The sequence below is a fragment of the Kitasatospora sp. NPDC001539 genome (assembly GCF_040298565.1).
Taxonomy (GTDB): domain Bacteria; phylum Actinomycetota; class Actinomycetes; order Streptomycetales; family Streptomycetaceae; genus Kitasatospora.
Map to the genome: position 1 here is coordinate 1 of NZ_JBEPAK010000015.1, position 26,904 is coordinate 26,904.

At 73.9% G+C, this 26,904-nt stretch carries 23 protein-coding genes; 13 read left to right on the plus strand and 10 right to left on the minus strand.

The genetic code is table 11. From position 1 onward, the window contains the following. Positions 1-118 precede the first annotated feature (118 nt). The 7 genes from ABT247_RS05080 to ABT247_RS05110 all read right to left on the minus strand — a co-directional run bounded on the left by ABT247_RS05080 (position 119) and on the right by ABT247_RS05110 (position 5,505). Entirely contained in the window at positions 119-646 is a 528-nt protein-coding gene (locus ABT247_RS05080) for a hypothetical protein (protein WP_350738113.1), read from the minus strand. 61 nt (positions 647-707) lie between these two features. Further along, entirely contained in the window at positions 708-974 is a 267-nt protein-coding gene (locus ABT247_RS05085) for a hypothetical protein (RefSeq protein ID WP_350738116.1), read from the minus strand. A gap of 341 nt (positions 975-1,315) precedes the next feature. Then, the gene (locus ABT247_RS05090) at positions 1,316-1,888 is read right to left on the minus strand and encodes a hypothetical protein (RefSeq protein ID WP_350738119.1); all 573 of its coding nucleotides are present in this window, start codon (positions 1,886-1,888) and stop codon (positions 1,316-1,318) included. Next, positions 1,885-3,282 carry a hypothetical protein gene (locus ABT247_RS05095; protein ID WP_350738122.1) on the minus strand — a complete coding sequence of 466 codons (1,398 nt, stop codon included), beginning with the start codon at positions 3,280-3,282 and terminating at the stop codon, positions 1,885-1,887. Before ABT247_RS05095 ends, ABT247_RS05090 begins: the two co-directional genes overlap by 4 nt. Further along, positions 3,279-4,088, minus strand: coding sequence for an ABC transporter ATP-binding protein (locus ABT247_RS05100; protein ID WP_350738125.1), 810 nt, complete (start codon positions 4,086-4,088; stop codon positions 3,279-3,281). The genes ABT247_RS05095 and ABT247_RS05100 overlap by 4 nt, the downstream gene beginning before the upstream one ends. Positions 4,089-4,120: 32 nt before the next feature. Continuing rightward, positions 4,121-4,948 carry a zf-HC2 domain-containing protein gene (locus tag ABT247_RS05105; protein ID WP_350738128.1) on the minus strand — a complete coding sequence of 276 codons (828 nt, stop codon included), beginning with the start codon at positions 4,946-4,948 and terminating at the stop codon, positions 4,121-4,123. Beyond that, positions 4,945-5,505 (minus strand): RNA polymerase sigma factor, encoded by a 561-nt coding sequence (locus ABT247_RS05110; RefSeq protein WP_350738130.1) that lies wholly within the window; start codon positions 5,503-5,505, stop codon positions 4,945-4,947. The genes ABT247_RS05105 and ABT247_RS05110 overlap by 4 nt, the downstream gene beginning before the upstream one ends. A 592-nt stretch (positions 5,506-6,097) precedes the next feature. On the opposite strand from ABT247_RS05110, the gene ABT247_RS05115 reads away from it, so the two are divergent. Further along, on the plus strand, positions 6,098-8,077 hold the full coding sequence (locus tag ABT247_RS05115; protein WP_350738133.1) for a family 20 glycosylhydrolase: 1,980 nt from the start codon (positions 6,098-6,100) through the stop codon (positions 8,075-8,077). Positions 8,078-8,160: 83 nt separating this feature from the next. On the opposite strand, the gene ABT247_RS05120 is transcribed toward ABT247_RS05115, so the two are convergent. Continuing rightward, the gene (locus tag ABT247_RS05120; RefSeq protein ID WP_350738136.1) at positions 8,161-8,700 is read right to left on the minus strand and encodes a hypothetical protein; all 540 of its coding nucleotides are present in this window, start codon (positions 8,698-8,700) and stop codon (positions 8,161-8,163) included. 546 nt (positions 8,701-9,246) lie between these two features. Between ABT247_RS05120 and ABT247_RS05125 the strand changes: the two genes are divergently transcribed. The 5 genes from ABT247_RS05125 to ABT247_RS05145 all read left to right on the plus strand — a co-directional run bounded on the left by ABT247_RS05125 (position 9,247) and on the right by ABT247_RS05145 (position 17,091). Next, complete coding sequence (locus ABT247_RS05125) at positions 9,247-9,546, plus strand: hypothetical protein (protein WP_350738139.1); 300 nt, start codon at positions 9,247-9,249, stop codon at positions 9,544-9,546. Positions 9,547-10,555: 1,009 nt separating this feature from the next. Beyond that, positions 10,556-12,328 (plus strand): acyclic terpene utilization AtuA family protein, encoded by a 1,773-nt coding sequence (locus tag ABT247_RS05130; protein ID WP_350738210.1) that lies wholly within the window; start codon positions 10,556-10,558, stop codon positions 12,326-12,328. Further along, the gene (locus ABT247_RS05135; protein ID WP_350738141.1) at positions 12,325-13,923 is read left to right on the plus strand and encodes an acyl-CoA carboxylase subunit beta; all 1,599 of its coding nucleotides are present in this window, start codon (positions 12,325-12,327) and stop codon (positions 13,921-13,923) included. Before ABT247_RS05130 ends, ABT247_RS05135 begins: the two co-directional genes overlap by 4 nt. A gap of 14 nt (positions 13,924-13,937) precedes the next feature. Further along, positions 13,938-15,905: an acetyl/propionyl/methylcrotonyl-CoA carboxylase subunit alpha gene (locus tag ABT247_RS05140; protein ID WP_350738144.1), complete on the plus strand. Its 1,968-nt coding sequence runs from the start codon at positions 13,938-13,940 to the stop codon at positions 15,903-15,905. Positions 15,906-15,918: 13 nt separating this feature from the next. After that, positions 15,919-17,091, plus strand: a complete 1,173-nt coding sequence (locus ABT247_RS05145; protein ID WP_350738147.1) for an acyl-CoA dehydrogenase family protein — start codon at positions 15,919-15,921, stop codon at positions 17,089-17,091. A 119-nt stretch (positions 17,092-17,210) separates the two neighbouring features. Here the strand turns inward: ABT247_RS05145 and ABT247_RS05150 are convergent, their stop codons facing one another. Beyond that, positions 17,211-17,888, minus strand: a complete 678-nt coding sequence (locus ABT247_RS05150; protein WP_350738150.1) for a hypothetical protein — start codon at positions 17,886-17,888, stop codon at positions 17,211-17,213. Positions 17,889-18,112: 224 nt separating this feature from the next. Here ABT247_RS05150 and ABT247_RS05155 point away from each other — a divergent pair, with 224 nt between their 5' ends. The 6 genes from ABT247_RS05155 (at position 18,113) to ABT247_RS05180 (ending at position 24,267) form a co-directional block, all read left to right on the plus strand. Then, positions 18,113-19,714 (plus strand): 4-coumarate--CoA ligase family protein, encoded by a 1,602-nt coding sequence (locus ABT247_RS05155; RefSeq protein ID WP_350738152.1) that lies wholly within the window; start codon positions 18,113-18,115, stop codon positions 19,712-19,714. Positions 19,715-19,804: 90 nt separating this feature from the next. Beyond that, entirely contained in the window at positions 19,805-20,425 is a 621-nt protein-coding gene (locus ABT247_RS05160; RefSeq protein WP_350738155.1) for a TetR/AcrR family transcriptional regulator, read from the plus strand. Between the two features lie 145 nt (positions 20,426-20,570). Continuing rightward, positions 20,571-23,066, plus strand: coding sequence for a SpoIIE family protein phosphatase (locus ABT247_RS05165; protein WP_350738158.1), 2,496 nt, complete (start codon positions 20,571-20,573; stop codon positions 23,064-23,066). Then, positions 23,033-23,326, plus strand: coding sequence for an STAS domain-containing protein (locus tag ABT247_RS05170; RefSeq protein ID WP_350738161.1), 294 nt, complete (start codon positions 23,033-23,035; stop codon positions 23,324-23,326). The genes ABT247_RS05165 and ABT247_RS05170 overlap by 34 nt, the downstream gene beginning before the upstream one ends. Positions 23,327-23,407: 81 nt before the next feature. Next, the gene (locus ABT247_RS05175; RefSeq protein ID WP_350738164.1) at positions 23,408-23,812 is read left to right on the plus strand and encodes a DUF2267 domain-containing protein; all 405 of its coding nucleotides are present in this window, start codon (positions 23,408-23,410) and stop codon (positions 23,810-23,812) included. Positions 23,813-23,868: 56 nt separating this feature from the next. Next, positions 23,869-24,267, plus strand: coding sequence for a DUF2267 domain-containing protein (locus ABT247_RS05180; protein ID WP_350738167.1), 399 nt, complete (start codon positions 23,869-23,871; stop codon positions 24,265-24,267). Between the two features lie 108 nt (positions 24,268-24,375). On the opposite strand, the gene ABT247_RS05185 is transcribed toward ABT247_RS05180, so the two are convergent. Continuing rightward, positions 24,376-25,521, minus strand: coding sequence for an enolase C-terminal domain-like protein (locus tag ABT247_RS05185; RefSeq protein WP_350738170.1), 1,146 nt, complete (start codon positions 25,519-25,521; stop codon positions 24,376-24,378). A 293-nt stretch (positions 25,522-25,814) separates the two neighbouring features. Between ABT247_RS05185 and ABT247_RS05190 the strand changes: the two genes are divergently transcribed. Beyond that, positions 25,815-26,819, plus strand: coding sequence for an SDR family oxidoreductase (locus ABT247_RS05190; RefSeq protein WP_350738173.1), 1,005 nt, complete (start codon positions 25,815-25,817; stop codon positions 26,817-26,819). Positions 26,820-26,904: the final 85 nt, after the last annotated feature.

Genomic DNA, 26,904 nt, shown 5'->3' on the forward strand with positions numbered 1-26,904 from the left:
GACCGTCCATGGTCGGCGGGCCAGGGGATCGATGTGGGACCTGTCGACCGCCTGCGCAGTGAGCATCTACAGGTGTCACGCGACACGTCTCACAGCCAGGGAAGTCGGTCGGGCCTGGTTAGTTGCAGCGCGAGCAGGGCTGGAACACCACGATGCGGCCGCTCTGGGCGCCTCCGTAGTACCCGTAGTGGCCGTCGATGGTGGCCCAGAACCCCTCCTGTACCACGTAGGTCCCGTAGTTCTGGGGTCCGTAGTCGTGGAAGAACGCCTCCGAACCGTTCTCGAAACTGGCGGGTGCCCAGGTGTCGCATCCGCCGTCGGCTACCTGCCAGGTCGCGCCCGTGGAGGGGTTCACACCGAGCAGTTGCTGGCACACCAGGATGTTCAGATTGGAGGGACCGTTCGCTTGGACGGTCCCGACCAGGTCGTTGTATCCGTAGCCGCCCACCGACGGAAGGAGGCTGACGCTTCCGGCTTCGGGTGCCCACGCACAGGTGTGGCCGCCGTCGTAAGACCTGCATCCCTTGATTCCGACGGTTGCCACGTCCGCCGAGGCGGGCTGCGCCGCGAGCGCGGTGCTCAGGAACATCAGGACGGTCGCGCTGATGACGGCGACCGCCTTCGACCTCGTCCGCTGAATCTTCATCAGGCCTCTCTCCAGAGAGTACGAGGAACGGGCGAAAGGCCGTTCCGGAATATCAAAGACTTCAGTGGTACCAAGCCGAGCCGGTGCTCTGGCTGCCGTTGGAGATCGCTATCGCAACCGCGTGGACGACGCTGTCGTGGTAGTACGGGTTGGTGTTGCCGCTCCCGCCCGGCCCGAAGGAGATGGTCTGGGAGGTCTGCAGTCCCGTTTGGTCGTTCCGGTCGAAGATGGTCAGCCAGCAGGTGGTCGTATACGAGTCCAGGTGGCCGTAGGCCGAGTTGGCCGACAGGTTCAGATGGCCGATGCAGCCGGGAACCGAGATGCTCACCGAACCGGTCGTGCCTGCGTGGGCGGTTCCCGATATGCCGACAACGCTGATGCCGGCCATCGCGGCTGTGGCGATCATTGCCCCGATACGACGACGCATGGATCCTCCATGATTCCATTGATCTGAGAGCACTGAACGGTGGACAACAGCGACCTCTCGCGGGCTTTCCGCCCCTGTCGTTGTCCGCACATCAGGTTGCCCGTGCACCGGCATGGTGCGGAAGGACGTTGACCGGACGTTTCCCTGACGCTTGGACCGATGCGCAGGCTTCGCCAACCGACCCGAGGGCAAGGAGGCCGCGCGGCCGGCCCCGCGGCGGGCCCGTCACCGTCTCGGGCCCGTCACCGTCTTGGGCCCGCCGCCGCGTACAGCACGGTGCCGGTCGCCAGCAGGGCCCACGCGGTGGCGGCGGATGCCGTCGTGGCGGGGGAGATGATCATCCAGCCGCCGACCTCTCCCGCGAGGCCGGGCGGAACCGGGACGAGGAGGGTGAAGGCGAGCCAGCCGACCGGCAGGGTCCAGGCGAACTGCGCGCCGCACAGCACCGCCCCGAGCGCGGCCAGGCCGGCCAGGCCGGCGCTGTCCCGGACGACGAGCGCGATCGGGGCGAGCCTGGCTCCCGCCGCCTGGACCGCCAGCAGCGCCGCTCCGGCGCCCGCGCCGGCCAGCAGCACGTGTGCCGCCCGGCGGGGCGCCCACCGGATCGCGGCGGTCCGGTCCAGCGCGACGTCCCGGCCGCCGAGCCCGACGGAGGCGGCCGCGACGTTCGCGGTCAGGACCAGGACCGCGACCCCCTCGGCCAGCGGGCCCGCGCCGTCCCGGTTGCAGGCCCACGCCGCCAGCGCGACGAGCGCGACCGCCGCGGCGGAGGTGGGCACCTGCCGTGAACGGGCGTACAGGATCAGCCACCTCATGGCGACACCCACCCCGCCATCGCCGCAAGCTCGTTGTTCCCCGTGCAGGAGAGGGCGGCGGCGTGGAGTTCGGTGATCCGGGAGCGCTGTTCGGCCGGTGGCAGTGCCGTCAGCCGCTGCCAGACGGCGTCGGCGTCCGCCCAGGTGCGCTGCGAGTACGCGTAGGAGTCCGGCCGCTGCAGCGGTACGAACCGGTGGTCGCCCAGGGCCCAGCTCGCGGCGATGCTCTGGACGGGGATGTCGATCTGCCCTCTGCCCTCCCAGGTGGTGCGCGGTGCGCAGTTCGGTGCGAGGCCCTGGGCGACCAGGAGGCGGGTCAGTTCCGCCCCCGTGGCGGGGGCGATCAGCGGGTCGTCGAAGTCGACCAGCACCGCGTCGCCGGTGAGCCGGCGTTCGTCGCCGAGCGCGCGCAGCTGGGTGTCCTCCCGCACCGAGGTCGGCGCCTTGTCGCCCAGGGCGTCGTGCAGCACGCGCAGTGCCTCCTTGCCGCGCTGCGCGAGGTCGGGCAGGCGCGACCGGTGCGCCGCCGTCACGCACACCGGTCCGTCGCAGACCGGGGCGGCGGCGGCCCTGTCGATGACGTAGGTGCCACCCGGGTAGGCCGGCAGGACCGCCAGGGCGAGGGCCGCGCCGGCCAGGGCGGGGGCCACCGCGAGCAGTCGGGCCCGGCGGGTCGCGGCCACCAGCAGTGCGAAACCGGTGGCGAGCAGGCCGAGCAGCCAGAGCGTCTGGCCGAGGTGCACGGAGCCGGCCAGGGTCAGCAGCAGCTCGCGCGGCTCCGCGGTCACCGGGAACAGCAGGGCGAGCCGGTTCGGCGCGCTGCTCGACGGCAGGGCCGTCTCGTTGCTCTGACGCAGCAGGAGGGTCGCCAGCAGGAGGGACAGCGTCAGGGCCGGCGGGGTGAGCACGGAGGGCAGGGCCCGCCCGACGCCCATGCCGAACACGGCCCCCGCGACCAGGGACAGCGCCGCCACCAGCGAGATCGGCAGCCAGCCGGAACCCGTGTAGGCGGTGTCACCGAGGGCCACCTGGACCGCGCCCACGAGGACCAGCAGGCCGAAGCCGGACGCCAGCGCGAGTGCCGTCGCGCCGGCCGGCAGCGCCGCACGGCGCCAGGCCGGCAGCGGCGTGGTCGCCAGCAGTTCGACCGTCCGCGCGCGGGAGTCGCGCAGCCCGTACACCGCTCCCAGGCCCACCACGAGCGGCCACCAGAAGCCCAGCAGGTACCGGGTCCACAGGGCCATCGAGGTCCACTGGGCCGTCCACCCCGCGTCACCCTTCCACCAGATCCCGTCGATCAGCAGCAGGACCGCCAGGCTGCCCGCCAGGACGACGAGGCCGGGCCACGGGGCGGCGGAGCGCTTCAGCTCGATGCGCAGGACACGTCCGTTCACCAGGTGCCTCCCGGCCGTCCGGAGCCCTGGAGCAGCGCCGAGTAGCCGCGCTCCAGCGGGCTGTCGCCCGGGTGGTGGGGGCCGCCCGCCGCGGCGAGGTCGTCCGGCGTGCCCTGGAAGACGAGGCGGCCGTCGGCGACGAGCACCACGTCGGAGCAGGCGGCGGCGACGTCCTCGACCAGGTGGGTGGAGACGACCACACAGGTGTCGCGGCCCAGCTCCTGGAGCAGTTCGCGAAAGCGCAGTCGCTGGGCCGGGTCCAGACCGACCGTCGGCTCGTCCAGCAGCAGCACCGCCGGGTCGTTGACGATGGCCTGGGCGATGCCGGCCCGCCGCACCATGCCGCCGGACAGGGTCCTCATCCGGTGGTCGGCGCGGTCCGCCAGGCCCACCCGTTCCACGGCCCGCTGGACGGCCCCGGGCACGTCCGCCTTCGGGACCTCCTTCAACCAGGCCATGTACTCGACGAACTCACGCACCGTGAAGCGCTTGTAGTAGCCGAACTCCTGCGGGAGGTAGCCGAGCCGGCGGCGCAGGGCACGGTGGTCGCCCGCCCCGCCCACTGCGGTGCCGAGCAGCTCCAGTTCGCCCTCGGTGGGGCGCAGGACGGTGGCCAGCGTCCGGATCAGGGTGGTCTTCCCCGCTCCGTTGGGCCCCAGGAGGCCGTGGGTGCCGGTGCCCAGGGAGAGGTCGAGCCCGTCGACCGCCGGCTTCCTGCGTCCGACGCGTACGCGCAGGCCGCTGGCCCGGATCTCCCAGGCGTAGGTCTTCGGCGCGGTGTCGGCCGCGCTCGTGGTGGGCGTCATGCGGTGGTCCCTTTCGGGGGTCGACGATGGTGTCACAGCGTTGAGTACGCGTCCTTGCGGGCGATCACGGCGCCGGTGCCGAGCGCGATGAGCAGCCCCCACCAGGGCAGCCGGTCCGGCTGCAGGACGAGCCGCAGGGCGAGGGGGACGTGGCCGGTGGCCATCGCGGGCACCGCCACGACGACGCCCCACGCGGCCAGCAGGCCGGTGGCGGCGCGGGTCACGCCGACCACGCTGCCCAGCGCCAGGGCGGTGGAGGTGAAGGCCAGTGAGGGCAGCAGCCACTGCGCGGCCGTCGTCGTTCCGGTCAGCCATCCCCCCAGCAGGAGCGCGGGCAGGACCACCACGAGGACCGCCGTGGTGCGCCTGAGGAGCAGGGGCAGGCCGGCCCGGGCGGTCGAGGCCGTCAGTTCGTGGGCCGGGTCCAGGCCGCGCGACCACGACGCGGCGACCCCGCCCAGCGGCAGCACGGGAGCGATCGCCGACAGGGGAGAGGCCCCGCCGAAGAACGCCGGCGGTGCGACCGCGCCCAGCAGCAGCGCCAGCAGGGTGACGACGACGGTCATGGCCAGCCAGGGGGCCATCGCCGGCGTCAGCCAGGCCGACACCCACCTCGGGCGACGGCGTCGCGAGGGCGCCTGGGCGGCCGCGTCCACCTGCGGGTCCAGACCGGCCCGGACGGTGTCGAGGAGCGCGGCGATTCCGGGCGCCTCGGTGGCCACACCGGCCGCCAGGCGGCTCCGGCACGGCGCGCACGTCTCCAGATGGGCCTCCAGCGCCCACACCGTGTCCGCGGCCATCGTCGCGTCACCGCGTGTGTAGGCGTCGATCAACTGCTTCGACGCGTGTTCCCCGCTCATGCCAGCGCCTTCCGCATCGCGATCCGGGCCCGGCGGGCGCGGGTCTTGACCGTGCCTTCGGGCAGTCCCAGCAGGACGGCGGTCTCCCGTACGGAGAACCCGTCCAGCACCGTGGCCTGCAGGACCTCTCGAAGCTCCGGCGCCAGTCGCCGCAGGGCGTCGCCGACGTCCCCGCCGACGGTCGCGGCCAGTGCCTCGTCCTCCGCCGCGGGCACCACCGCCCGCTCGGCTGCGGCCACCGGCGGCTCGGCGTGGTGGGCGCGGCGCCGGAACGCATCGACCAGGCGGCGCGCCGCGATCGTCCACAGCCACCCCACGGCCGTCCCGCCGACCGCGCTCCCGGCGAACGCGCCGGCCGCGCGCCACACCGCCAGATACGTCTCCTGCATGACCTCGGCGACGATCTGCTCGTCCGCGCAGCGACGGCGCAACCGCACCGCCAGCCACGGCGACGTGCGCCGGTACAACTCGTCGAACGCCCTGCGGTCACCCCTGGCCACCAGCCGGACGAGGCGCTCCTCGTCCAGCTCGTCCAGTGCTCTCCTGCGTGATCTCACACCAGCCAGACGTCAGATGTGGCGTGCAGGTTCTGCGAGTGTCGTGACCTGCGTCACAGTGGCGCGCTCGCGGGGCGATCCGCCCCCGAGCTGCTGCCGCCGGTTCGTCGAGGCGGCAGCGCGGCGCGAGCGGCTGCCCGGCGGGCTGTTGCGCCATGACGCACCATCGGACGTTTGCAGCCCCCTCCCGGCGATGGGGCGCCTTCCCCGTTGCGTTCACCGGACAGCTGCGCCCTCACGGCCTGATTGACCTGGGCGCTGCAGCAGGGCTGCATCCAACGTGCTTCGCCAGTCCGAGCGTTGGCGTCCACTGCTCTTTGCCCCGCCCGCGACGTAAGGCCTCCACCCTCCTTGACTTGCGGCTTGGCGGGTGCGACGGTTTTGCAAATTTCTGGATTTTTGCTCACTGATTCGATCAATCTCGAGCAGAATCACACAGGGAGCTCCCGTGGGACTTCACCGACGGCGGACCGGGCGCACACACGTCCCCCCGGCCGCCCCCCTCGCAGCGACGGCGGCCGGCACCCGGAACCCGCTCGGGGCGTCACCAAGGCGGCGGGCGGCGGTCCTCGCGGTCCTGGCCGTCCTCACCATGACCGCCAGCGCGCTCGCCTCCGGCTGCGCCTCCGCGGCGACCGTGAACCCGGCGCCGCGGACCGTTCCCTCGATCCAGCGGTGGACCGGCGGCACCGGCACACTGACCCTCACCACTGCGAGCCGGATCGTGGTCCGACGCGCCGACGCGAGCGCGCTGTCCGCCGACGCCCGCACCTTCGCCGCCGATCTGGCCGACGAGACCGGGCTGAACCTGCCCGTGGTGACCGGCTCGGCGCCGAGGAGCGGCGACATCTTCGTCGAACTCGACACCACCACCACGCAGGCCGAGGGGTACACAGCGGCGATCGGCGCCGGCGTCACCATCCACGGCCGAACCGCTGCCGGGGTCTTCCACGGCGAGCAGACGATCGAGCAGATCCTCGCGCTGAGCCCCGACCACAGGAGCCTCCCCCTCGGCACCGCCGTCGACTGGCCGACCGTCGCACAGCGGGGCGTCATGATCGACGTCGGCCGGCACTTCTGGTCGGTCGCCGACCTGAAGGCCGAGATCCGGCAGATGAGCTGGTACAAGCTCAACGACTTCCACGTCCACTTCACCGACAACGACGGCTTCCGGCTGCAGTCCACGACCTACCCGAACCTCGCCGACCCCGGCGCCTCGTACAGCCACGCGGACATCGCCGACCTGGTCTCCTACGCGGCCGAGTACCACGTGACGCTGCTGCCGGAGATCGACCTCCCCGCGCACTCCGCGCCGATCCTGGCCGCCGAACCGAGCCTGGCCTGGCAGTGCCCGTCGATGGCCTCCCCGGGGAGCCAGAACAACCAGACGCTGGACATCACCAACCCGGCCGCGCTGACCTACGTCACGAACCTGCTCAAGGAGCTCGTGCCGCTGTTCCCCAACTCTCCGACCTTCCACACCGGCGGCGACGAGTACCCCGACGACACGGCCCAGCAGTCGTGCCCCGAGCTGGTCCGGTACGCCGCGGACAACCACTACCCGAGCACCGACGCCGTGTTCGTGGGCTTCACGAACCAGCTCGACACCGTCGTCAGGGGACTCGGCAAGCGGATGGAGGTCTGGAACTGGTGGGACGCCCTGAACAGCTCCACCGCCGGTCCGAACAAGGACGTCCTCATCGACGACTGGACCGCGGACCCCACTGAGCTCCTCCAGCAGGGCTACGAGGTCGTCCTCAGCTCCCAGAACTGGTACATCACCCCGGGCCTGGGCCTTTACCCCGACGACGCCGCCCTGTACTCCTCCTGGACGCCCTCCACCGCGGCCGGCGTCCACGGCTACGAGGTCTCGCTGTGGGGCGACTACCGGCAGACGATGACCGACGCCGCCTTCGACTCGTACCTGCACCGGCCGCTCGAGCTCCTCGCCGACCGCACCTGGGGCGGACCGCTCACCGCGAGCAGCAACTACACCTTCGAGGACGACGCCGACGCGATCGGCACGCCGCCCGGCGTCCCGCAGTACGCACCGCCGGGCGGCACCCTGCTGGCCGGCACCGCCTACGGCACCTCCCCGGCGTGGGAGAACGGCCCCAACACCTACCAGCACGTCTTCGACGGCGATGTCGGGACCTTCTTCGACTACTCGCAGGCCGACGGCGGCTACGCGGGCCTGGACCTGGGCACGCCCCAGCAGGTCACGAGGATCCGCTTCGTCCCCCGCCCCGGCCAGGAACAGCGCATGGTCGGCGGGCTGTTCCAGGGCTGCACCACCGGTCCCGACAGCGGCTGCGTGACCCTGGCGACCGTGACGGACCGGCCCACCGACGACTGGTTCCAACTGCCGGTCACCGACACCGGCACCTACCGCTGGGTGCGGTACGTCAGCCCGGCCGGTGGATTCGCCAACATCGCCGAGGCCCAGTTCTGGGGCCCGCCAGCGACCGGGACCATCACCGCGGGCACGTCCACCACGGCCGGCGCCGGCTCCGGCCACTCCGCCGACCCGACCGGCGGCTCGACGTCCGCCGCTGCCCGGATGGACCGCTGACAGCTGACGCCGGAGGGGGCGGAAGCTCTGGGGCCGCCGCGGGCTGACCGCACGACGAAGCGCCCCCGCCCCAGGGGCGGCGGTCAGTCCGAGGCGGCCGGGGCGGCGCCGGGGCCGTCGTCCTGGCGGGCGACGGCCGCCGCCCACTGCGGGAACTGCGCCACGGGTACCGCGGACGGGGCGGCGGGAAGGAACGCGACGCGGCAGCGCCGGCACAGCCAGGTCGCCCGCCACGTCTCGTGGAGTCGCTGCCACTGGTCGTAGGTCCGCGGCCACTGGGTCGCGGTGTCGTTGCGCCGGCGGCTCCGGTGGTAGGAGTGAGCGATGAAACCGAGCGCCAGCAGGATCGCGGCGGCGAGCAACGCGCCGTAGTGGTAGCCGACCTGGTAGGCGGTGCTGGAGGAGCCGGCGTCACCCCGGAACAGCGTGCCCAGCCCGAGCAGGCCGAAAAGGGCCGCCAGGACGAACAAGGTGATCGCGGCACCGGTCGTACCGCCGGGCTCGGGTGGCATCGACAGCAGTTCCCGAGTCGGCGGATCGAGGGGCCGGTCGGAGTCCAGGAGTGCCTTCCGTACGGCAACGGTCTCGTCCGCCGAGGCGCACGTCGGGCAGGTGATGTTCATCGACAGGTGGCTCCTGAGGTGACGCACGGTCGGCACGGGAATGGTGCTCTCGGGAAGGGGGCGCGGAGCAGGTAGTAGACCACAGCGAACTAACGGGCCGTATGGCCGCCCTGGCCCCGCGGTCAGGAACGGGTGGCGAAGGCGATCTCGTACGGTGTCTGGCCGGCGACGGCGAGCACGTCGTCGAGCAGCGCGCCCCGTGGGACGTCGCAGCCCTCGACAGCGACGACGGACAGCTGGGACGCCGCCGTCGTGGCCCGGTCGAGCCGCTCCTCGGTCAGGCCGTCGGTGAGGATCTCGTAGGCCGCTTCGACACCACCGATCCCTCACCCGTGCGGATCGGCGCCCCACGCGGGGGCGGCCGCGTGAGTCAGCCAGAAGACCTGGTCGGCTTGGGCCGAATCCGCCCACGTGGACCAGAGCGATTTTCCGGCTCCGCTCCGGCGGTCATCCCCTTGCGTAGGCGAAGCGAACGGGCCTCAGCGGGCGCGATTCCTTCTGCAGCCGGGGCGCTAGAGTGCCCTTCGCATCGGGGAAAGGAATGGCATGGCAGAGACGAGTTGGCAGCTCAGGCAGGGAGATCGACTCATTGGCATGTTGACCCTCGATAAGGTCGACATGTTCTGGTCGGACTGCCACTTCGAGCCTGCTGCCGCTTGGGAGGACCTCCGGCCTCTCTTCGCCGCCTCGCGGGATGCATGGGAACGCGGTGACCAAGACGCCGCCTTGGCAGCCGACGAGATGATCTATGCCCAGGGGCTCGTCCTCGACCCTGCCGGGGGTGGCGCCCCCATCACGGACTTCCTGATCCGGATCAACGGGGAGACGGCCCGCTTCCGGCACTGACCGGCTGCCTGGTGGTCACCCCGACCGAAGGCGTGGTCGGCCACGTTGTGTTCGGCAGCCAGAGCTGTTCAGGTCGAGGCGGGCGCCGCCAGTGCGGTCGGCTCCTCGAAGCCGGTCACGGCGTCCCCCTGGGCTATCACGGGTGTGAAGTGGCCGGGTCTGCTCGTGGCCGTCGAGCCGTAGCAGAGTTTCGCCGGGCGTCGGGGGGCCGGGGTGAAGGAGGGCTGCGCCCGATGCGCGTGGATCGAGGTCGTGTTCGTCCGTGAAGTTGGCGATCGTGTTGTTGAGGACGTCTTCCAGGCGCGTGAGCGGTTTGATCCTGAAGTGCTCCGGTGCCGGGCGGGTGGTGCGCACGCGCACCTGGTAGGTGCGGTGGTGGGCGTAGTCCAGGCTGGTGTCGGTCAGGTAGCCGTCGGTTCGTTCGCGGCCGAGTAGAACCTCCCAGCCGGGTTCGGGACGGGCCAACGCCGCGACCGGGCGGGCGAAATTCCCGCAGTGTCTCCTCGCGGGTGGGGATGGCGGGCTCGGGTCGGCCTGCTCCCGGCGGATTGCGGAACACGGTGCTGTCCTTCCCCGCATGGGGCTTGTTCTGGCGGGGTGTCAGTACGAGCCCCACGCCTGTGGCGGTTTGCCGGATCAGAAGATGCCGTAGTGGACGATCACCGCGCCCCGGGCCGGGTAGCAGCTCGAACCGTCGTCGAGAGTGGCGTAGCTGGTGTTCTCGACCCAGGCCATGCGGGTGGACGCCCCTGTGCGACCGGCGTCCGGCAGGGTTGGGGCCGTGGCGCGCCCGGCGGGCGCCGGTGGGGTCGGGGTGTCGGTGGAGGAGAAAAACAAGCAGGCGTGATTGCTTTTTTCTGTGGCCGGTGCCACGCTGCTGCCCGGCGGGGCTTGTCCGGAGTGTCGCCAACCCACCGGCAGGGGAGGCGCATTGGCGCGCGCACGCTCGGTACTGCGGATCGGCAACGCTTCGGGGTTCTACGGGGACCGCTTCTCGGCGGTGCGGGAGATGCTCACGGACGGGCCGCTGGACGTGCTCACCGGGGACTACCTCGCCGAGCTGACGATGCTGATCCTGGCGCGGGACCGGCTGAAGGATCCGTCCCTCGGGTACGCCCGGACGTTCCTGCGGCAGATGGAGGAGTGCCTCGGCCTGGCGCGCGAGCGGGGCGTGCGGATCGTGGTGAACGCGGGCGGCCTCAATCCCGCCCGACTTGCCGCCGAACTGCGGGAGTTGGCGCAGCGCCTGGGCGTGCGGACGGCCGTGGCGCATGTCGAGGGGGACGATCTGCTGCCCCGCCGCGCGGAACTCGGGCTTCCGGAGGGTGCGCTGGCCGCCAACGCCTACCTGGGCGGCTTCGGCATCGCCGCCTGTCTGGCCGGGGGCGCGGACGTGGTGGTCACCGGGCGGGTGACCGACGCCGCGCTGGTCGTCGGGCCCGGGATCGCCCACTTCGGGTGGTCGGCCACCGATCTCGACGCCCTCGCCGGGGCCGTGGTGGCCGGGCACGTCCTGGAGTGCGGGGCGCAGGCGACCGGCGGCAACTACGCCTTCTTCCGCGAACACGACGTGACCCGCCCCGGCTTCCCGCTCGCCGAACTTCACGCCGACGGCTCCAGCGTGATCACCAAGCACCCCGGGACCGGCGGCGCCGTCACCGTCGAGACCGTCACCGCCCAACTGCTCTACGAGACCGACGGACCGCACTACCAGGGCCCGGACGTCACCGCCCGACTGGACACCGTCCGGCTGACCGGGGACGGCCCGGACCGGGTGCGGATCGACGGCGTGCGCGGCGAGGCCCCGCCGCCCACCCTGAAGGTCGGCGTCAACCGCCTCGGCGGCCACCGCAACGAGGTGGTCTTCGTGCTGACCGGCCTGGACATCGAGGCCAAGGCCGACCTGGTGCAACGGCAGTTCGACGCCGCCCTGCCGCCGGGCGCCCGCCCGGCCGAACTGCGCTGGACCCTCGCCCGCACCGACCGCGCTGACGCCGCGACCGAGGAGACCGCCTCCGCCCTGCTGCGGCTCACCGCCCGGGACGCCGACCCGGCCAAGGTCGGGCGCGAACTCGGCCGGGTGGCCGTCGAACTGGGGCTCGCCGGATATCCGGGCTTCCACCTCACCGCCCCGCCCGGCCCGGGCGCGCCGTACGGGGTGTTCACGGCGGCGTACGTCGACGCCAAGGCCGTCGAGCACACCGCCGTCCTGCCGGACGGGCGCCGGATCGCCGTCCCGCCCGGGCCGGCCACCTCCCGGCCGGCCCCGGTCGAAGCGGAGACGCCCGAGCCGCCGCCACCCGGCCCGACCCGCCGGGCACCGCTCGGCCTGGTGGCCGGTGCCCGCAGCGGTGACAAGGGCGGGGACGCCAACATCGGCGTCTGGGCCCGCACCGAGCCCGGCTGGCGCTGGCTCGCCCACACCCTCACCGTCGACCTGCTGCGCGAACTCCTCCCGGAGACCGCCGGGTTGCCCGTCACCCGGCACCTGCTGCCGAACCTCCGGGCGGTCAACTTCACCGTCACCGGTCTGCTCGGCGAGGGCGTCGCCGCCCAGCACCGCTTCGACCCGCAGGCCAAGGCCCTCGGGGAATGGCTGCGCTCCCGCCACGTCGAGGTCCCGGCCGCCCTCCTCGACGGCCCGGCCGCCCTCCTCGACGGCCCGGCCGCGCGCCAGGACGACCGGGCCGCCGTTCTCGCCGAACCGGCCGACCGCGACGAGAACACCGACCGCCCCGACCGCCGGCCCGCCCGCCCCGACAGCCCGGAGGCCCCGCTGTGACCGTCCTGACCACCCGCGTCGACCCGGCCGGCCCGGAGTACGCCGAGCACCGCGCCGCGATGCTCGCCAAGCTCGCCGAGCTCGACGCCGAGCACGCCAAGGCGCTGGCCGGCGGCGGCCCGAGCTACGTGGAGCGACACCGCGGGCGCGGCAAGCTGCTGGCCCGCGAGCGGATCGAGCTGCTGGTCGACCCGGACTCGCCGTTCCTCGAGCTGTCCCCGCTGGCCGCCTGGGGGAGCGACCACCCGGTGGGCGCGGCGCTCGTCACCGGCATCGGCGTGGTCAAGGGCGTCGAGTGCGTGATCACCGCCAACGACCCGACGGTGCGCGGCGGCGCCAGCAACCCGTGGACCCTCCGCAAGGCGCTGCGGGCCGACGAGATCGCGCTGCGCAACCGCCTCCCGCTGGTCAACCTGGTCGAGTCCGGCGGTGCCGACCTGCCCAGCCAGAAGGAGATCTTCATCCCGGGCGGTGCCCTCTTCCGCGACCTCACCCGGCTCTCCGCCGCCCGGATCCCCACCGTGGCCGTGGTGTTCGGCAACTCGACGGCCGGCGGCGCCTACGTGCCGGGGATGTCCGACCACACCGTGCTGGTCAAGGAGCGCGCCAAGGTGTTCCTCGGCGGCCCGCCGCTGGTGAAGATGGCCACCGGGGAGGAGGCCGACGACGAGTCGCTGGGCGGCGCCGAGATGCACGCCCGGGTCTCCGGACTGGCCGACCACTTCGCGGTGGACGAGGTGGACGCGCTGCGGATCGCCCGCCGGATCGTCGCCCGGCTGAACCACCGCAAGCCGGGGCCGGACCCGGACCGGTCCGCCGAGCCGCCGCGGTACGACGAGGAGGAGCTGCTCGGCATCGTCCCCGGCGACCTCAAGGTGCCCTTCGACCCGCGCGAGGTGATCGCCCGGATCGTCGACGGCTCCGACTTCGACGAGTTCAAGCCGCTCTACGGCACCAGCCTGGCCACCGGCTGGGCCCGGCTGCACGGCTACCCGGTCGGCGTCCTGGCCAACGCCCAGGGCGTGCTGTTCAGCGCGGAGTCCCAGAAGGCCGCCCAGTTCATCCAGTTGGCGAACCAGCGGGACGTCCCGCTGCTGTTCCTGCACAACACCACCGGCTACATGGTCGGCAAGGACTACGAGCAGGGCGGCATCATCAAGCACGGTGCGATGATGATCAACGCGGTCGCCAACTCCACGGTGCCGCACCTGTCCGTGCTGATGGGCGCCTCCTACGGAGCCGGCCACTACGGCATGTGCGGCCGGGCGTACGAGCCGCGGTTCCTGTTCTCCTGGCCGAGCGCCAAGTCCGCCGTGATGGGCCCGCAGCAGCTCGCCGGGGTGCTGTCGATCGTCGCCCGGCAGTCGGCCGCGGCGAAGGGCCGGCCGTACGACGAGGACGCGGACGCGGCGGTCCGGGCGATGGTCGAGCAGCAGATCGAGGCCGAGTCGCTGCCGGTGTTCCTGTCCGGCCGGCTCTACGACGACGGCGTGATCGATCCGCGCGACACCCGCACGGTGCTCGGGCTGTGCCTGTCCGCGATCCACAACGCGCCGGTCGAGGGCGCGCGCGGCTACGGCGTCTTCCGGATGTGAGAGGGCTACCCACCATGACTTCCAGGACTCCGATCACCAATCTGCTGGTCGCCAACCGGGGGGAGATCGCCCGCCGGGTGTTCCGGACCTGCCGGGAGCTCGGCATCGCGACCACCGCCGTCCACTCCGACCCGGACGCCACCGCCCCGCACGTGCGGGAGGCCGACGCCGCCGTCCGGCTGCCGGGCGCCGCGCCCGCGGACACCTACCTGCGCGGGGAGCTGGTCGTGCGCGCCGCGCTGGCCGCGGGCGCCGACGCCGTGCACCCCGGCTACGGGTTCCTCTCCGAGGACGCCGGGTTCGCACAGGCCGTCCTGGACGCGGGCCTGGTGTGGGTCGGGCCGCCGCCGGCCGCGATCGCCGCGATGGGCTCCAAGACCGCGGCCAAGCGCCTGATGGCCGAGGCGGGGGTGCCCGTCCTGGGGGCGTTGGCCGAGCCGACCGAGGCCGACCTGCCGCTGCTGGTCAAGGCCGCGGCGGGCGGCGGCGGCCGCGGGATGCGGGTGGTGCGCCGACTGGCGGACCTGCCGGCCGAGTTGGCGGCGGCCCGGGCCGAGGCGGCGAAGGCCTTCGGCTCGGACGAGGTGTTCTGCGAGCGCTACCTGCCCACCGGCCGGCACGTCGAGGTCCAGCTGCTGGCCGACGCGCACGGTACCGTCTGGGCGGTCGGCGACCGCGACTGCTCGCTCCAGCGGCGGCACCAGAAGGTGGTCGAGGAGGCGCCGGCCCCGGGTCTGCCGGCGGACCTGCGGGCCGGGCTGCACGCGGCGGCGGTGAGCGCGGCCCGGGCGATCGGCTACGTCGGTGCCGGCACGGCCGAGTTCCTGCTCGGCGAGGACGAGCGGTTCCACTTCCTGGAGATGAACACCCGCCTCCAGGTCGAGCACCCCGTCACCGAGGCGGTCACCGGGCTCGACCTGGTGGCGCTCCAACTCGCCGTCGCCGAGGGGCGGAAGCTGCCCGGACCCACCCCGCCGCCGACCACCGGCCACGCCATCGAGGCCCGGCTGTACGCGGAGGACCCGGCCAAGGACTGGCAGCCCGCGACCGGCACCCTGCACCGATTCGAACTCACCTCCGCACACCAGGAGTTCGCGGGCGCCGGGCTCCGGCTGGACTCCGGCGTGGAGTCCGGCAGCGAGGTCACCCCGCACTACGACGCGATGCTGGCCAAGGTGATCGCCTGGGCGCCCACCCGGGCCGCCGCCGCCCGCCGGCTGGCCGACGCGCTCGCCCGTGCCAGGATCCACGGCCCTTCCACCAACCGGGAGTTGCTGGTCCGCGCGGTGCGGCACCCGGCCTTCCTGGCCGAGCGGCTGCACACCGGCTTCCTCGCCGAACACGCGCGGGAGCTGACCGCACCGGACACCAAGGGCGCCGAACTCGCCGCCCTGGCCGCCGCCCTCGCCGACGCCGCCGCCCGCTCCACCGCCCTGCCCTCCGGCTGGCGCAACCTGCCCTCCCAGCCCCAGGTGAAGCGCTACCGGACGGCCGACGGAAGGGAGTTGGAGGTGCGCTACCGCCGTACCCGGACCGGCCTGCTGGCCGAGGACCACCCGGACGTCGAACTCGTCGAGGCCGGCGCCGACCAGGTGGTGCTGCGCGAGGGCGGCGTGCGGCGCTCCTACCGCGTCGCCCGCTACGACGACCGGGCCGGCCGGGTGTACGTCGACACCCCGGTGGGCGGCACCGTGCTCACCGCCCTGCCGCGCTTCCCCGACCCGACCGTCCGCAGCGACCCCGGCGCCCTGCTCGCCCCGATGCCCGGCACGGTGCTGCGCACCAGCGCCGCCGTCGGGGACGCCGTCACCGCCGGGCAGCCGCTGCTGGTGCTGGAGGCGATGAAGATGGAGCACCGCGTCACCGCCCCCGCCGACGGAGTGCTCGTCGAACTGCTCGCCGCCCCCGGCCGGCAGGTCGAACTCGGCACCCTGCTCGCCGTCGTCCGGCCCACCGAAGCGCAGACCGTCCAAGAGGCCTGAGGAAGGACCCCGCATGTCCGCGATCGGCAGTCAGCTCCTCGAAACACCCGAACGCAAGGCCCTGCGCCGGGCCGTCGGCGACCTCGGCCGCCGCTACGGCTCCGCCTACTACCTCGCCAAGGCCCGGGCCGGCGAGCCCGCCGAGGAACTGTGGTCGGACGCCGGGAAGGCCGGCTACCTCGGCGTCAACCTGCCCGCCGAGTACGGCGGCGGAGGCGGCGGCATCACCGACCTCGCCATCGTGCTGGAGGAACTCGGCACGGCCGGCTGCCCGCTGCTGCTGCTGATCGTCTCCCCGGCGATCTGCGGCACCGTGATAGCCCGCTACGGCACCGAGGAGCAGAAGCGGCGCTGGCTGCCGGGGCTCGCCGACGGCAGCCGCACGATGGCCTTCGGCATCACCGAACCGGACGCCGGCTCCAACTCCCACCGGATCTCCACCGTCGCGCGCCGGGACGGCGGGGACTGGCTGCTGACCGGCCGCAAGGTGTTCGTCTCCGGCATCGACCACTGCGACGCGGTGCTGTTCGTCGCCCGGACCGAGGACGCGCGCACCGGCACGCTCAAGCCCTGCCTGTTCGTCGTCCCGCGCGACACGCCCGGCTTCGAGTACCGGGCGATCCCGATGGAACTCGTCGCGCCCGAGAAGCAGTTCCAGGTCTTCCTGGACGACGTCCGGCTGCCCGCCGACGCCCTGGTGGGCGACGAGAACGCCGGGCTGCTCCAGCTGTTCGCGGGCCTCAACCCCGAGCGGATCCTCACCGCCGCCTTCTCCCTCGGCCTGGCCCGCCAGGCCCTCGGCAAGGCCGTCGAGTACGCCAGGACCCGCACCGTCTGGTCCACCCCGATCGGCGCCCACCAGGGGCTGGCGCACCCGCTCGCCCAGTGCGCGGTGGAGATCGAACTGGCCCGGCTGATGACCCAGAAGGCCGGGCTGCTCTACGACGCGGGCGAGGACGTGGCCGCCGGGGAGGCCGCCAACATGGCCAAGTACGCCGCCGGGGAGGCCGCCGCCCGTACCGTCGACCAGGCGGTGCAGACCCTCGGCGGCAACGGCCTCACCCAGGAGTACGGGCTGGGCGCGCTGCTGGCGGCCACCCGGGTCGGCCGGGTCGCCCCGGTGAGCCGGGAGATGGTGCTCAACTACGTCGCCCAGCACACCCTGGGCCTGCCCAAGTCGTACTGACGGGCCGGGGCGCGGGCGTCGCGGTCCGGGGCGGCCGGCCGGGCGAGCACCGGGGTGCCGGACCGTACCCCGGTACCCCGGTACCCCGGTGCCCCGCCGCGCCGCGCGCCCCGGACCGGTCAGGACTCGGCGTCGCGCCCGGGACGGCGGCGCATCCCGCGGACGGCCAGTCCACCGACGGCGGCGACCAGCGCCACGCCGCCGAGCACCTCGGCGGTGCCGCCGCCGGAGGTGCCCCCGCCACCGGCGGCCACCCCGCCGTGCGGCCCGCCACTGGGGGAGGGGCCGGGCGAGTGGGTGGGGGAGTGGCTGGGGGAGATCGAGGGGCTCGGCGAGGAGGAGGGCGAGGGCGAACCGGAGGGCGAGGGCGACGGGGAGGAGCTGGCGCAGGAAACGTCGAACACCTTCTGCTTCGCGTTGCCGTTCTCGCCCACGAACGTCCATTCGAGCTTGTAGTGCCCGTCCGGAAGGGTCAATACGCCGGTCGAGCCGGTGCCGTTGGTGAGCGTGATCGATCCGGCCAGCACCAGCGCGGTGCCGGTCGGCGGCTGCTGCGAGATGGTCCAGTTGACCTGCTGGACGGTGTCGAAGTTGAAGGCGTCCAGGTAGAACTTGCAGACCTTGGGTTCGTCGCGGGTGTCGTCCACCGGCGTGGTGTCGCTGTGGATCTTGACGTCGCCGTTGTCGCCCGGCGCGGCCAGCGCGGCGGGCGCCCCGCCGAGGACGAGCGCGGCCGCCACCGTCGCTGCGGCGAGCAGGCTGCGCGCGGACGTCGGGGAGGGGGAGGTGGTTCTCACGGGGGTGCTCCAGGATCCGGGGCCGCACCCGGGGACGGGCGGCCGTGGTGCAACACCGTCCGGGCGGGCGCCCTCGGGAGCAACTGTGCCACGCGGCCACCGTGCCCGGTTCCCCACAATGGCCCAGCCACCGCCCCGACTGTCCGTATGCTCCTGAGCGCGCCCCGCACCGACCCGCGTCACCGGTTTTGTTGCCGCATCAACTTCCTTGCTGGAGGCATGCCTTGGTGTTCCGAAGCGAATTCCCGGACGTCCCCGTGATCGACCTGCCGATCCACGAGGCGGTGCTCGGCGCCGCCGCCGAGTACGGCGACCGGCCGGCCCTGATCGACGGCATCACCGGGGAGCAGGTCAGCTACGCGCGGCTCGCCGCCTCCGTCGACCGGGTCGCCGCCGGCCTGGCCGGGGCAGGGGTGCGCAAGGGCGACGTGGTGGCCCTGTTCAGCCCCAACTCGATCGCCTACCCGATGGTCTGCTACGGGGCCACCCGGGCCGGCGCCACCGTCACCACGGTCTCCTCGCTCTCCACCCCCGTGGAACTGGCCGGCCAGCTCCGTGACAGCGGCGCCCGCCGGCTGATCACCGTCTCGGCCTTCCTGCCGACCGCCCGGGCGGCCGCCGAACAGCTCGCCGCCGACGGCCGCCCGCTGGCCGAGACCATCGTGCTGGACGGCGCCGAGGGCCACCGCTCCCTCGCCGACCTGCTGGCCGCCACCGGCCCCGCCCCCGAGCCCGCGATCGACCCGGCCGAGGACGTCGCCGTCCTGCCCTACTCCAGCGGCACCACCGGCCTGCCCAAGGGCGTGATGCTCACCCACCGCTCGATCGCCACCAACCTCGCCCAGACCGACGCGCTCTACCGCCCCGCCGTCGGCGAGCGGGTGCTGGCCGTCCTGCCGTTCTTCCACATCTACGGGCTGGCGGCCCTGCTCAACCAGCCGCTGCGGTGCGGCGCCACCGTCGTCGTGCTGCCCCGCTTCGACCTGGAGCAGTTCTGCCGCGCGATCGAGCAGCACCGGGTGCAGGCCCTGGTGGTGGCCCCGCCGATCGCCCTCGCCCTGGCCAAGCACCCGGCGGTGTCCCGCTTCGACCTCTCCTCCGTCGAGTACCTGCTGTGCGCGGCCGCCCCGCTGGACCCGGAGCTCGCCGCGGCCTGCGCCCGGCGCCTGGGCCTGCCGCACCTGCTCCAGGGCTACGGCATGACCGAGCTGTCGCCCGTCACCCACGTCGTCTCCCCGACCGACCCCGACCCGTCGCCGGGCTCGGTCGGCCGGATGGTCCCGTCCACCGAGCTGCGGGTCACCGCCCTCGACGGCAGCGGCGACGACCTCGGGCCGGGCGAGCACGGCGAGCTGCTGATCCGCGGCCCGCAGGTGATGAAGGGCTACTTCGGGCGCCCCTCCGAGACCGCCGCCGTGATCGACGCCGAGGGCTGGCTGCACACCGGCGACGTCGGCTACGTGGACGGGCGCGGGTACCTGCACATCGTCGACCGGGTGAAGGAGCTGATCAAGTACAAGGGCTACCAGGTCGCCCCCGCCGAGCTGGAGGCCGTACTGCTCGGCCACCCGCAGATCAGCGACGCCGCGGTGATCGGCGTCCCGGACGCCGACGGCACCGAGTGCCCCAAGGCCTTCGTGGTGCGCGCCCCCGGCAGCACCCTGACCGCCGAGGAGGTCACCGGCTACGTCGCCGGGCAGGTCGCCCCCTACAAGAAGGTGCGCGCCGTGGAGTTCGTCGACGCCGTCCCCAAGTCCGCGGCCGGCAAGATCCTGCGCCGCGAACTGCGCGCCCGCGAGGCCGCCCGGGCCGCGGCGACGGCCTGAACGGTGGCCGACCCCGCCGGGCGGAGACCGCGGCCCGTCTGTGAGGATCGACCCGTCGCGCACCGACCGGAACAGGAACCGCCGCCCGCCATGACCAGCCACCCCGTCGCCCGCACCCCCCAGCAGGACCGCAGCCGCGCCACCCGCGCCCGGCTGCTCGCGGCCGCCGTGGACTGCCTGGCCGAACTCGGCTGGCAGGGGTCCACCGTCGCCGTGGTGGCCGAGCGGGCCGGCGTCTCCCGGGGCGCGGCCCAGCACCACTTCCCGACCCGGGAGGACCTCTTCACCGCAGCCGTCGAGTACGTCACGGCCGAGCGGCTGGCAGCCGTCCGCGCCCACGCGGACGGACTGCCGGCCGCCGGGCCCGACCGCACCCGGGCCGTGGTCGACATGATCGTCCGCCTCTACACCGGCCCGGCCTTCCGCGCCGCCCTGCACCTGTGGACCGCCGCCGCCACCGAGGAGGCGCTCCGGGAACGGATCGTCGCCCTGGAGGGCCGGGTCGGCCGGGAGGCCCACCGGGCCGCCGTGGAGTTCCTCGGCGCCGACGAGACCCGCCCCGGCGTGCGCGAATCCGTGCAGGCCACCCTCGACCTCGCCCGCGGCCTCGGCCTGGCCAACCTGCTGACCGACGACAGTGTTCGACGTTCCCGGGTGATCGGGCAGTGGGCGGGCCTTCTGGAGAGTACGCTGCGGCCGGTACGCCCATGACGCCCGTACGACCGGAGCGGCCGGAGACCCCTGACCAAGGGGTCGCCGGGCGGCCGATGTCCGTGCAGTCTGGAGAAGAAACCCGGCCGGCGCCGACCGCGAGGCCCACCCGGCCGGGCACGAGCCGAACCGGGGTGCTGCCTGAATGCACGGACACGAGTGGGACGCGACCGACGCCGCCGGCCTCGCGCCGGGCGGCGCCTCTACGCGCCCGGACGGCCACCGCCTGGTCCCGCTCGCGACGGCCCTGCTCCAGTCCGACGGCCTGATCCTCCACTGGAGCGAGGACGCCGAGGTCCTGCTCGGCTACACCGCCGAGGAGGCCGTGGGCAGCTACGCCGCCCAGCTGCTCACCGAGGAGGCCGACCGCCCGGACGTCCTCGACCTCTTCCGGCGGATCATGAGCGGCACCGGCCGGTCCTTCGTCTTCCCGGTCCGCCACCGCGACGGCCACCGGGTCGAGCTGGAGTTCCGCACCTACCCGATCGCCGGTCCGAACGGCACCCTGCTGCTGCTCGCCACCGCATCCGACACCCGGGCGCTGCACGAGATCGAGGCCGACCTCGCCGTGCTGGACGGCATCTTCGGCCGCTCGCCGATCGGCATGGCCGTGTACGACACCCAGCTGCGCTACGTCCGCATAAACGAGGCGCTCGCCCGGATGAACGGCGTCCCGGCGGCCGCCCACCTCGGCCGCCGGATATCCGCCGTCCTGCCCGGCATCAACACCGTCGAGATCGAACAGACGATGAGACAGGTCCTCAAGAGCGGCAGGCCCGTCGTCGACGCCCGCTCGCACGGCCGCGTCCCCGGCGACCCGAAGCGGGACCGCGCCTGGTCCGCCTCCTACTTCCGGCTGGAGGACTCCACCGGCCGGGTCTTCGGTGTCGCCTCCTCGATCATCGACGTCACCGAGCGCTTCCAGGCCGAGGCCCGGGCCGCCCGGGCCCAGGAACGACTGGCCACCATCGCCGAGGCCACCGCCCGGATCGGCACCACCCTCGACCTCCAGCGCACCGCCGAGGAGCTGATCGAGGCCGTCGTCCCCCGGTTTGCCGACTTCGCCACCGTCGACCTGCTGGAACCCGTCCTGCGCGGCGCCGAACCCACCCCCATCCCCGCGGACGGGGCGGTCACCCTGCGCGCCGTCGCCGTCGGCGAGAGCTACGAGACCGGCCTGGCGCACGCCGTCGACGTCGTCGGCGAGGTCTCCGAGTACGCCCCCGACCGCAGCTACACCCAGTGCCTGCGCAGCGGCCGCCCGCTGGTGCGCGCCCACGTCGACGAGGAGGTGCTGCGCGGACTGGTGTCCAGCGAGGACCGGGTCGCCCCCGGGATGGCGGCGGGCATCCACTCGTACCTGATGGTGCCGATCACCGCCCGGGGCATGGTGCTCGGTGGCTCCGAGTTCATCCGGATGCGCAACTCCGAGCCCTTCACCGACGCCGACGTCGCGCTGGCCGAGGAACTGGTCGCCCGCACCGCACTGGCCCTCGACAACGCCCGGCTCTACCGGCGCGAACGGGAGACCGCGCTCACCCTGCAGCGCAGCCTGCTGCCGCAGGAGATCCACCGCACCCTCGGCCTGGAGATCGCCTACCGCTACCTGCCCAGCAGCGTGGTCAGCGAGGTCGGCGGCGACTGGTTCGACGTGGTGCCGCTGTCCTGCGGGCGGGTCGCCCTGGTGGTCGGCGACGTCATGGGCCACGGCATCCGGGCCGCCGCCACCATGGGCCAGCTGCGCACCGTCGCCCGCACCCTGGCCACCCTGGACATGCCGCCGGAGCAGGTCCTCACCCGACTGGACGAGACCGCCTCCGGAATCGGCGAGGGCCAGTTCGCCACCTGCATCTGCGCCGTCTACGACCCCCTGGAGCGCACCGTCCAGGCCGCCTCGGCCGGGCACCTGCCGCCGGTGTGGGTCGGCGCCGACGGCACCGCCCGCACGGTCGAGGTGCCGCCGGGCGTGCCGCTGGGCGTCGGCGGGGTCGCCTTCGAGTCGATCGAGTTCACCCTCCCCGAGGGCGCCATGCTCGCGCTCTACACCGACGGCCTGGTCGAGCGGCGCGGGCAGGACCTGGACGACGGGATCGACCTGCTGGCCCGCACGCTCGCCCGGACCGGCCGCACGCTGGAGGAGAGCTGCGACGCCGTGCTCGGCGCGCTGGTGACCGACGGCACCGAGGACGACATCGCGATGATCATGGGCCGGGCGCTGCCGCTGCCCGCCGACCGGGTCGCCGAACTCCCGCTCACCGGCGGCGGCAAACTGCCCGGCAAGGCCCGCCGCTTCACCCGCGCCACCCTGGAGGCCTGGGGCCTGAACGCGCTGTCCGACTACGCGGAACTGCTGGTCAGCGAGCTGGTCACGAACGCCCTGCTGCACGCCGAAGCGCCACGCCGGCTGCGGCTGTTCCGCGACCGGGTGCTCACCGTCGAGGTCTCCGACGCCGGCGGGCAGACCCCGCAGCTGCGGCCGTTCGCCGAGCAGGACGAGGGCGGACGCGGGATGTTCCTGGTCAGCGAGCTGGCCCAGCGCTGGGGCACGGCCCCGCCTCTTCCCGGGCCGCTCGCCGCGAGCGGCCCGTCCGAAGAGAGAGCACGCCCATGTCAGACCGCGGACCGGCACCCCACGTGGTGAGGGCGTACGGCGAGATCGACCTCGACACCGCCCCCCGTCTGCGCCGCGACCTGTCCCGCGCGCTGGCCGAGCACCGGGACGTGGTGCTGGACCTGTCCGGCGTGACGTTCATGGACTGCTCGGGCCTGGGCGTCCTCGTCGACGCCCGCAACCAGGCCGACCGGCAGGGTTCGCGTCTGCTCCTGCGCGGTGTCGGCCGCCCCGTGGCCAGGCTCCTCAAGCTCACCGGCCTCACTGGCCACCTGGCCCCCACGCCCTGACGGCACGGCCGGGTGGACCGGCCCTGCCCGACCCGACCCCGTTCCGCGCCGACGGCGCGAAGAGCGAAGGGAGGATCCGCGGTGACGCTCCGTTGGGAGGCGTTCCTGGACCAGGTCCAGGAACGCGGCGAATACGTCACCCCGCAGGAAGCCGAACGGGCGGCACGCGTCGTGCTGGCCCTGCTCGGCGCCCACCTGGTCGGCGAGGTCCGGGCCGAGCTCGCGGCCCGCCTGCCGGAGGCACTCTCCCTGGTCCTGCTCAATCCCCTGCAGGCCGCCGAGCCGCTCAGCCCCGACCGGTTCGTGCGCGCCACCGCGGCCTGGATCGAGGGGGCCACCGAGCGGACCGCCCCCTGGGACATCGGCGCCGTGCTGTCCACGGTCGCCGACGCGGCGGGCGACGAGCTCATGGAACGCGTCCTGCTCCAGCTGCCGCCCGGCTACGACCTGCTCTTCGGCCGGCCCGCCGCCGGCCACCGCCCCTGACCCCAGCCACCCGCCGCAGCGCGCACGCAGCGGCCCGTCCCGGAAGGGCACCACCGATGACCCGGCACCGCCGCCTCCTCCAGCAGGTCCGCACCAACGGCCGGTACCCCACCGACGAGGAAGCCGACCGCGTCCTCACCGCCGTCCTGACCCAGCTCGGCGCCCAGCTCACCGGCGAGGAGCGCTGCGAGCTGGCCGCGGCCCTGCCCCAGCGCTGGCGCGCCGTCTTCACCGGCCAGATCCCGCTGCCGGAGCCGGTCAGCGCCCCCGCCTTCGTCGAGGCGCTCGCCCGGACCCTGGGCACCAGCCTCACCGCCGCCCGCTGGGACGCCTCCTCCGTCCTGACCGCACTCGCCGCCGTGACGGACCAGCACCTCGCGGACCGCATCCTGGCCGGCCTCCCGCGCGGGTACGCCCTGCTGTTCGGCCGGGCCGACCTCAGCGTCGCGGCCTGAGCGCGGCCTCCCAGCACGGCCCGGAGGGGCGGGCGGACGGCCGACCCGGGCTGACCGGCGGACGGCTGCCCCGGGCGGATCGGCGGACGGACGGCTGCTCCGGCGGCTTCAGCGGGCCGCCGGGGCCGGCCGGGAGCCGTGCACCCGGTAGCGCTCCGCGTCCGCCCACCTGACCTCCAGGCCGAAGCCCGGGCGGTCCCGCGCGGGGCGCAGCGCGCCGCCGTCCGGTCGCAGGGTGCCGTCCAGCAGCATGCCCTCCAGCCGGACGTGGTCGTGGAAGTACTCGAGGTGGCGCAGCCGGTCGACCGCGCAGAAGCCGTGGGCGGAGAGGGCGGGGGCGCAGTGCCCGGACAGGTCGATGTCGTGGGCGGCGGCGAGGCCGGCGACTTGGAGGAGGCCGGTGATGCCGCCGCAGCGGGTGACGTCGGCCTGGAGGCAGTCGACCGCGTCGGCCGCCAGCAGCGTGGCGAAGTCCGTCAGGAGGTAGCCGTACTCGCCGGCGGTGATCTCCGGCCGGCCCGCGGTGTGTTGCCGCACGGACCGGAGGCCGTCGGGGTTCAGGGAGCTGACCGGTTCCTCGAACCAGCGGACGTCCCACTCCTCGGCGAACCGCCGCGCCCAGTGCACGGCCTCGGTGCGGGTCAGGGCGCCGTTGGCGTCGGCGAACAGTTCGGTGCCGTCCCCGACGGCGCTGCGGACGGCGCGCAGCCGTTCGGGGTCCTGGTCGGGGTGCCGGGAGGTCTTGAGCTTGACGCGCGGGATGCCCTGGGCGGCCCAGCCGGACAGTTGCTCCGCCAGCCGGGCCAGGGGGTAGTTGGTGAAGCCGCCGCTGCCGTAGACGGGCACCCCCTCGTGGAAGGACGGCAGCAGGTCCACGACCGGGAGGTCCAGCAGCCGCCCCTTGAGGTCCCACAGCGCCAGGTCGACGGCCGAGACGGCCATGGCTCCGACGCCGGGTTGCCCGGCGTTGCGCACGGCCCGGCGCAGCCGGCGCCAGAGCGCGGGCGGGGCGAGCGCGTCGGCGCCGACGGTGACGGGCGCGAGCTGGGACTCGGTGAACACCGCGGTCGAGACGTCGCCGTAGGTGTAGCCGATGCCGGTGCGGCCTCCGCCGTGGGCCTCGACCAGGACCATGGTGGTCGAGTCCCATTCCAGGGTGCCGTCCTGCTCCCTGCCGTCCGGTCCGTCGGTGGGGACGGTGAAGGCGTGCACGGTGAGGCGGTCCACTCGGACGGGTGCGGTCGCCACGGTCATCGCGGTGCTCCTGTGTCGGTGGCCGCCGCAGGCGCGGCCGGGGCGGGCGGTGAACGCCGGGGGGCCTGCCCCGGAGCCACGCCCGTCGTCCCGGCCGTCGGTGGCCGTCGGCGGCCGTGGGCGGCCCGTCGATTCCGTCCGCGCCTGCCCCGGAGCGGCTCCGGCGAAACGGCGCCGGCGGGAGTCGGCCGTTTCGGCCGCGCGGTTGGGGAAACCCGTCAGGGCGTCCGGTGGCCGGGCGGTGCCGCGGCGACCGGATCGTCCCCAGCGCGGCGACCGGAACGAGGAGCGACATGACCCAGACCGTGGTGATCACCGGGGCGAGCGCCGGCATCGGCCGTGCCACGGCCCGGTTGTACGGGCGCCGGGGCGCGAACGTGGCGCTCCTCGCCCGCGGCAGCGCGGGCCTGGAGGCGGCGGCCGAGGAGGTCGAGCGGGCCGGGGGCACCGCGCTGGTCCTGCCGACCGACGTCGCCGACCACCGGGCGGTGTCCGCCGCGGCGAGCCGTGTGGAGGAGCGGTTCGGCGCCATCGACGTGTGGATCAACGTCGCCTTCACCTCCGTGTTCGCCCCCTTCGACGAGATCCGGCCGGAGGAGTTCCGGCGGGTCACCGAGGTGACGTACCTGGGCTTCGTGTACGGCACCATGGCCGCGCTGGAGCGGATGAAGCCGCGCGACCGGGGCACGATCGTCCAGGTCGGTTCCGCCCTGGGCGCGCGCGCCATTCCCCTGCAGTCCGCGTACTGCGGAGCCAAGCACGCCGTCAACGGCTTCACCGAGTCGCTGCGCTGCGAGTTGCTGCACGAGAAGAGCAAGGTCCGCGTCACGGTCGTCCAGATGCCGGCCGCCAACACCCCGCAGTTCTCCTGGGTGCTCTCCCGACTGCCGCGCCACCCCCAGCCGGTGCCACCGATCTACCAACCCGAGCTGTGCGCCCGGGCGGTGGCCTTCGCGGCGGACCACCCGGAGCGCAAGCAGTACTGGGTGGGCGGGAGCACGGCCGCCACCATCCTCGCCCAGAAGGCGGCCGCGCCGCTGCTGGACCGCTACCTCGCCCGGACCGGCTTCGACTCCCAGCAGACCGGCGACACCGTCGGGCCGGGCCGGCCGAACAACCTCTGGCACCCGGTGGACGGCGCCGTCGGCACCGATCACGGGGCGCACGGCGAGTTCGACGGGCGGTCCCACGGGCGCAGCCTCCAGCTCTGGGCCTCGCAGCACGCCGCAGCGGTGACCGCCGTGGCCGGCGGGGCGCTCGCGGCGGGCGCGGCCCTGCTCGCCCGACGGCGCCGCTGACGGCGGCTCGACCCCGGCGGCGTCGGCCGGCCGGCCGGGCTGATCCCGCCCGCTGCCCGATCCTGGAGTGCGGTCGCCCTGGCCC

Excerpts from the sequence above, each read along its gene's own strand:
- ABT247_RS05080 (WP_350738113.1), bottom strand. The coding sequence starts at position 646 with ATGAAGATTCAGCGGACGAGGTCGAAGGCGGTCGCCGTCATCAGCGCG.
- ABT247_RS05090 (WP_350738119.1), bottom strand. The coding sequence starts at position 1,888 with ATGAGGTGGCTGATCCTGTACGCCCGTTCACGGCAGGTGCCCACCTCC.
- ABT247_RS05100 (WP_350738125.1), bottom strand. The coding sequence starts at position 4,088 with ATGACGCCCACCACGAGCGCGGCCGACACCGCGCCGAAGACCTACGCC.
- ABT247_RS05105 (WP_350738128.1), bottom strand. The coding sequence starts at position 4,948 with ATGAGCGGGGAACACGCGTCGAAGCAGTTGATCGACGCCTACACACGC.
- ABT247_RS05115 (WP_350738133.1), top strand. The coding sequence starts at position 6,098 with ATGACCGCCAGCGCGCTCGCCTCCGGCTGCGCCTCCGCGGCGACCGTG.
- ABT247_RS05120 (WP_350738136.1), bottom strand. The coding sequence starts at position 8,700 with ATGAACATCACCTGCCCGACGTGCGCCTCGGCGGACGAGACCGTTGCC.
- ABT247_RS05125 (WP_350738139.1), top strand. The coding sequence starts at position 9,247 with ATGGCAGAGACGAGTTGGCAGCTCAGGCAGGGAGATCGACTCATTGGC.
- ABT247_RS05130 (WP_350738210.1), top strand. The coding sequence starts at position 10,556 with ATGCTCACGGACGGGCCGCTGGACGTGCTCACCGGGGACTACCTCGCC.
- ABT247_RS05140 (WP_350738144.1), top strand. The coding sequence starts at position 13,938 with ATGACTTCCAGGACTCCGATCACCAATCTGCTGGTCGCCAACCGGGGG.
- ABT247_RS05145 (WP_350738147.1), top strand. The coding sequence starts at position 15,919 with ATGTCCGCGATCGGCAGTCAGCTCCTCGAAACACCCGAACGCAAGGCC.
- ABT247_RS05160 (WP_350738155.1), top strand. The coding sequence starts at position 19,805 with ATGACCAGCCACCCCGTCGCCCGCACCCCCCAGCAGGACCGCAGCCGC.
- ABT247_RS05165 (WP_350738158.1), top strand. The coding sequence starts at position 20,571 with ATGCACGGACACGAGTGGGACGCGACCGACGCCGCCGGCCTCGCGCCG.
- ABT247_RS05170 (WP_350738161.1), top strand. The coding sequence starts at position 23,033 with ATGTCAGACCGCGGACCGGCACCCCACGTGGTGAGGGCGTACGGCGAG.
- ABT247_RS05180 (WP_350738167.1), top strand. The coding sequence starts at position 23,869 with ATGACCCGGCACCGCCGCCTCCTCCAGCAGGTCCGCACCAACGGCCGG.
- ABT247_RS05185 (WP_350738170.1), bottom strand. The coding sequence starts at position 25,521 with ATGACCGTGGCGACCGCACCCGTCCGAGTGGACCGCCTCACCGTGCAC.
- ABT247_RS05190 (WP_350738173.1), top strand. The coding sequence starts at position 25,815 with ATGACCCAGACCGTGGTGATCACCGGGGCGAGCGCCGGCATCGGCCGT.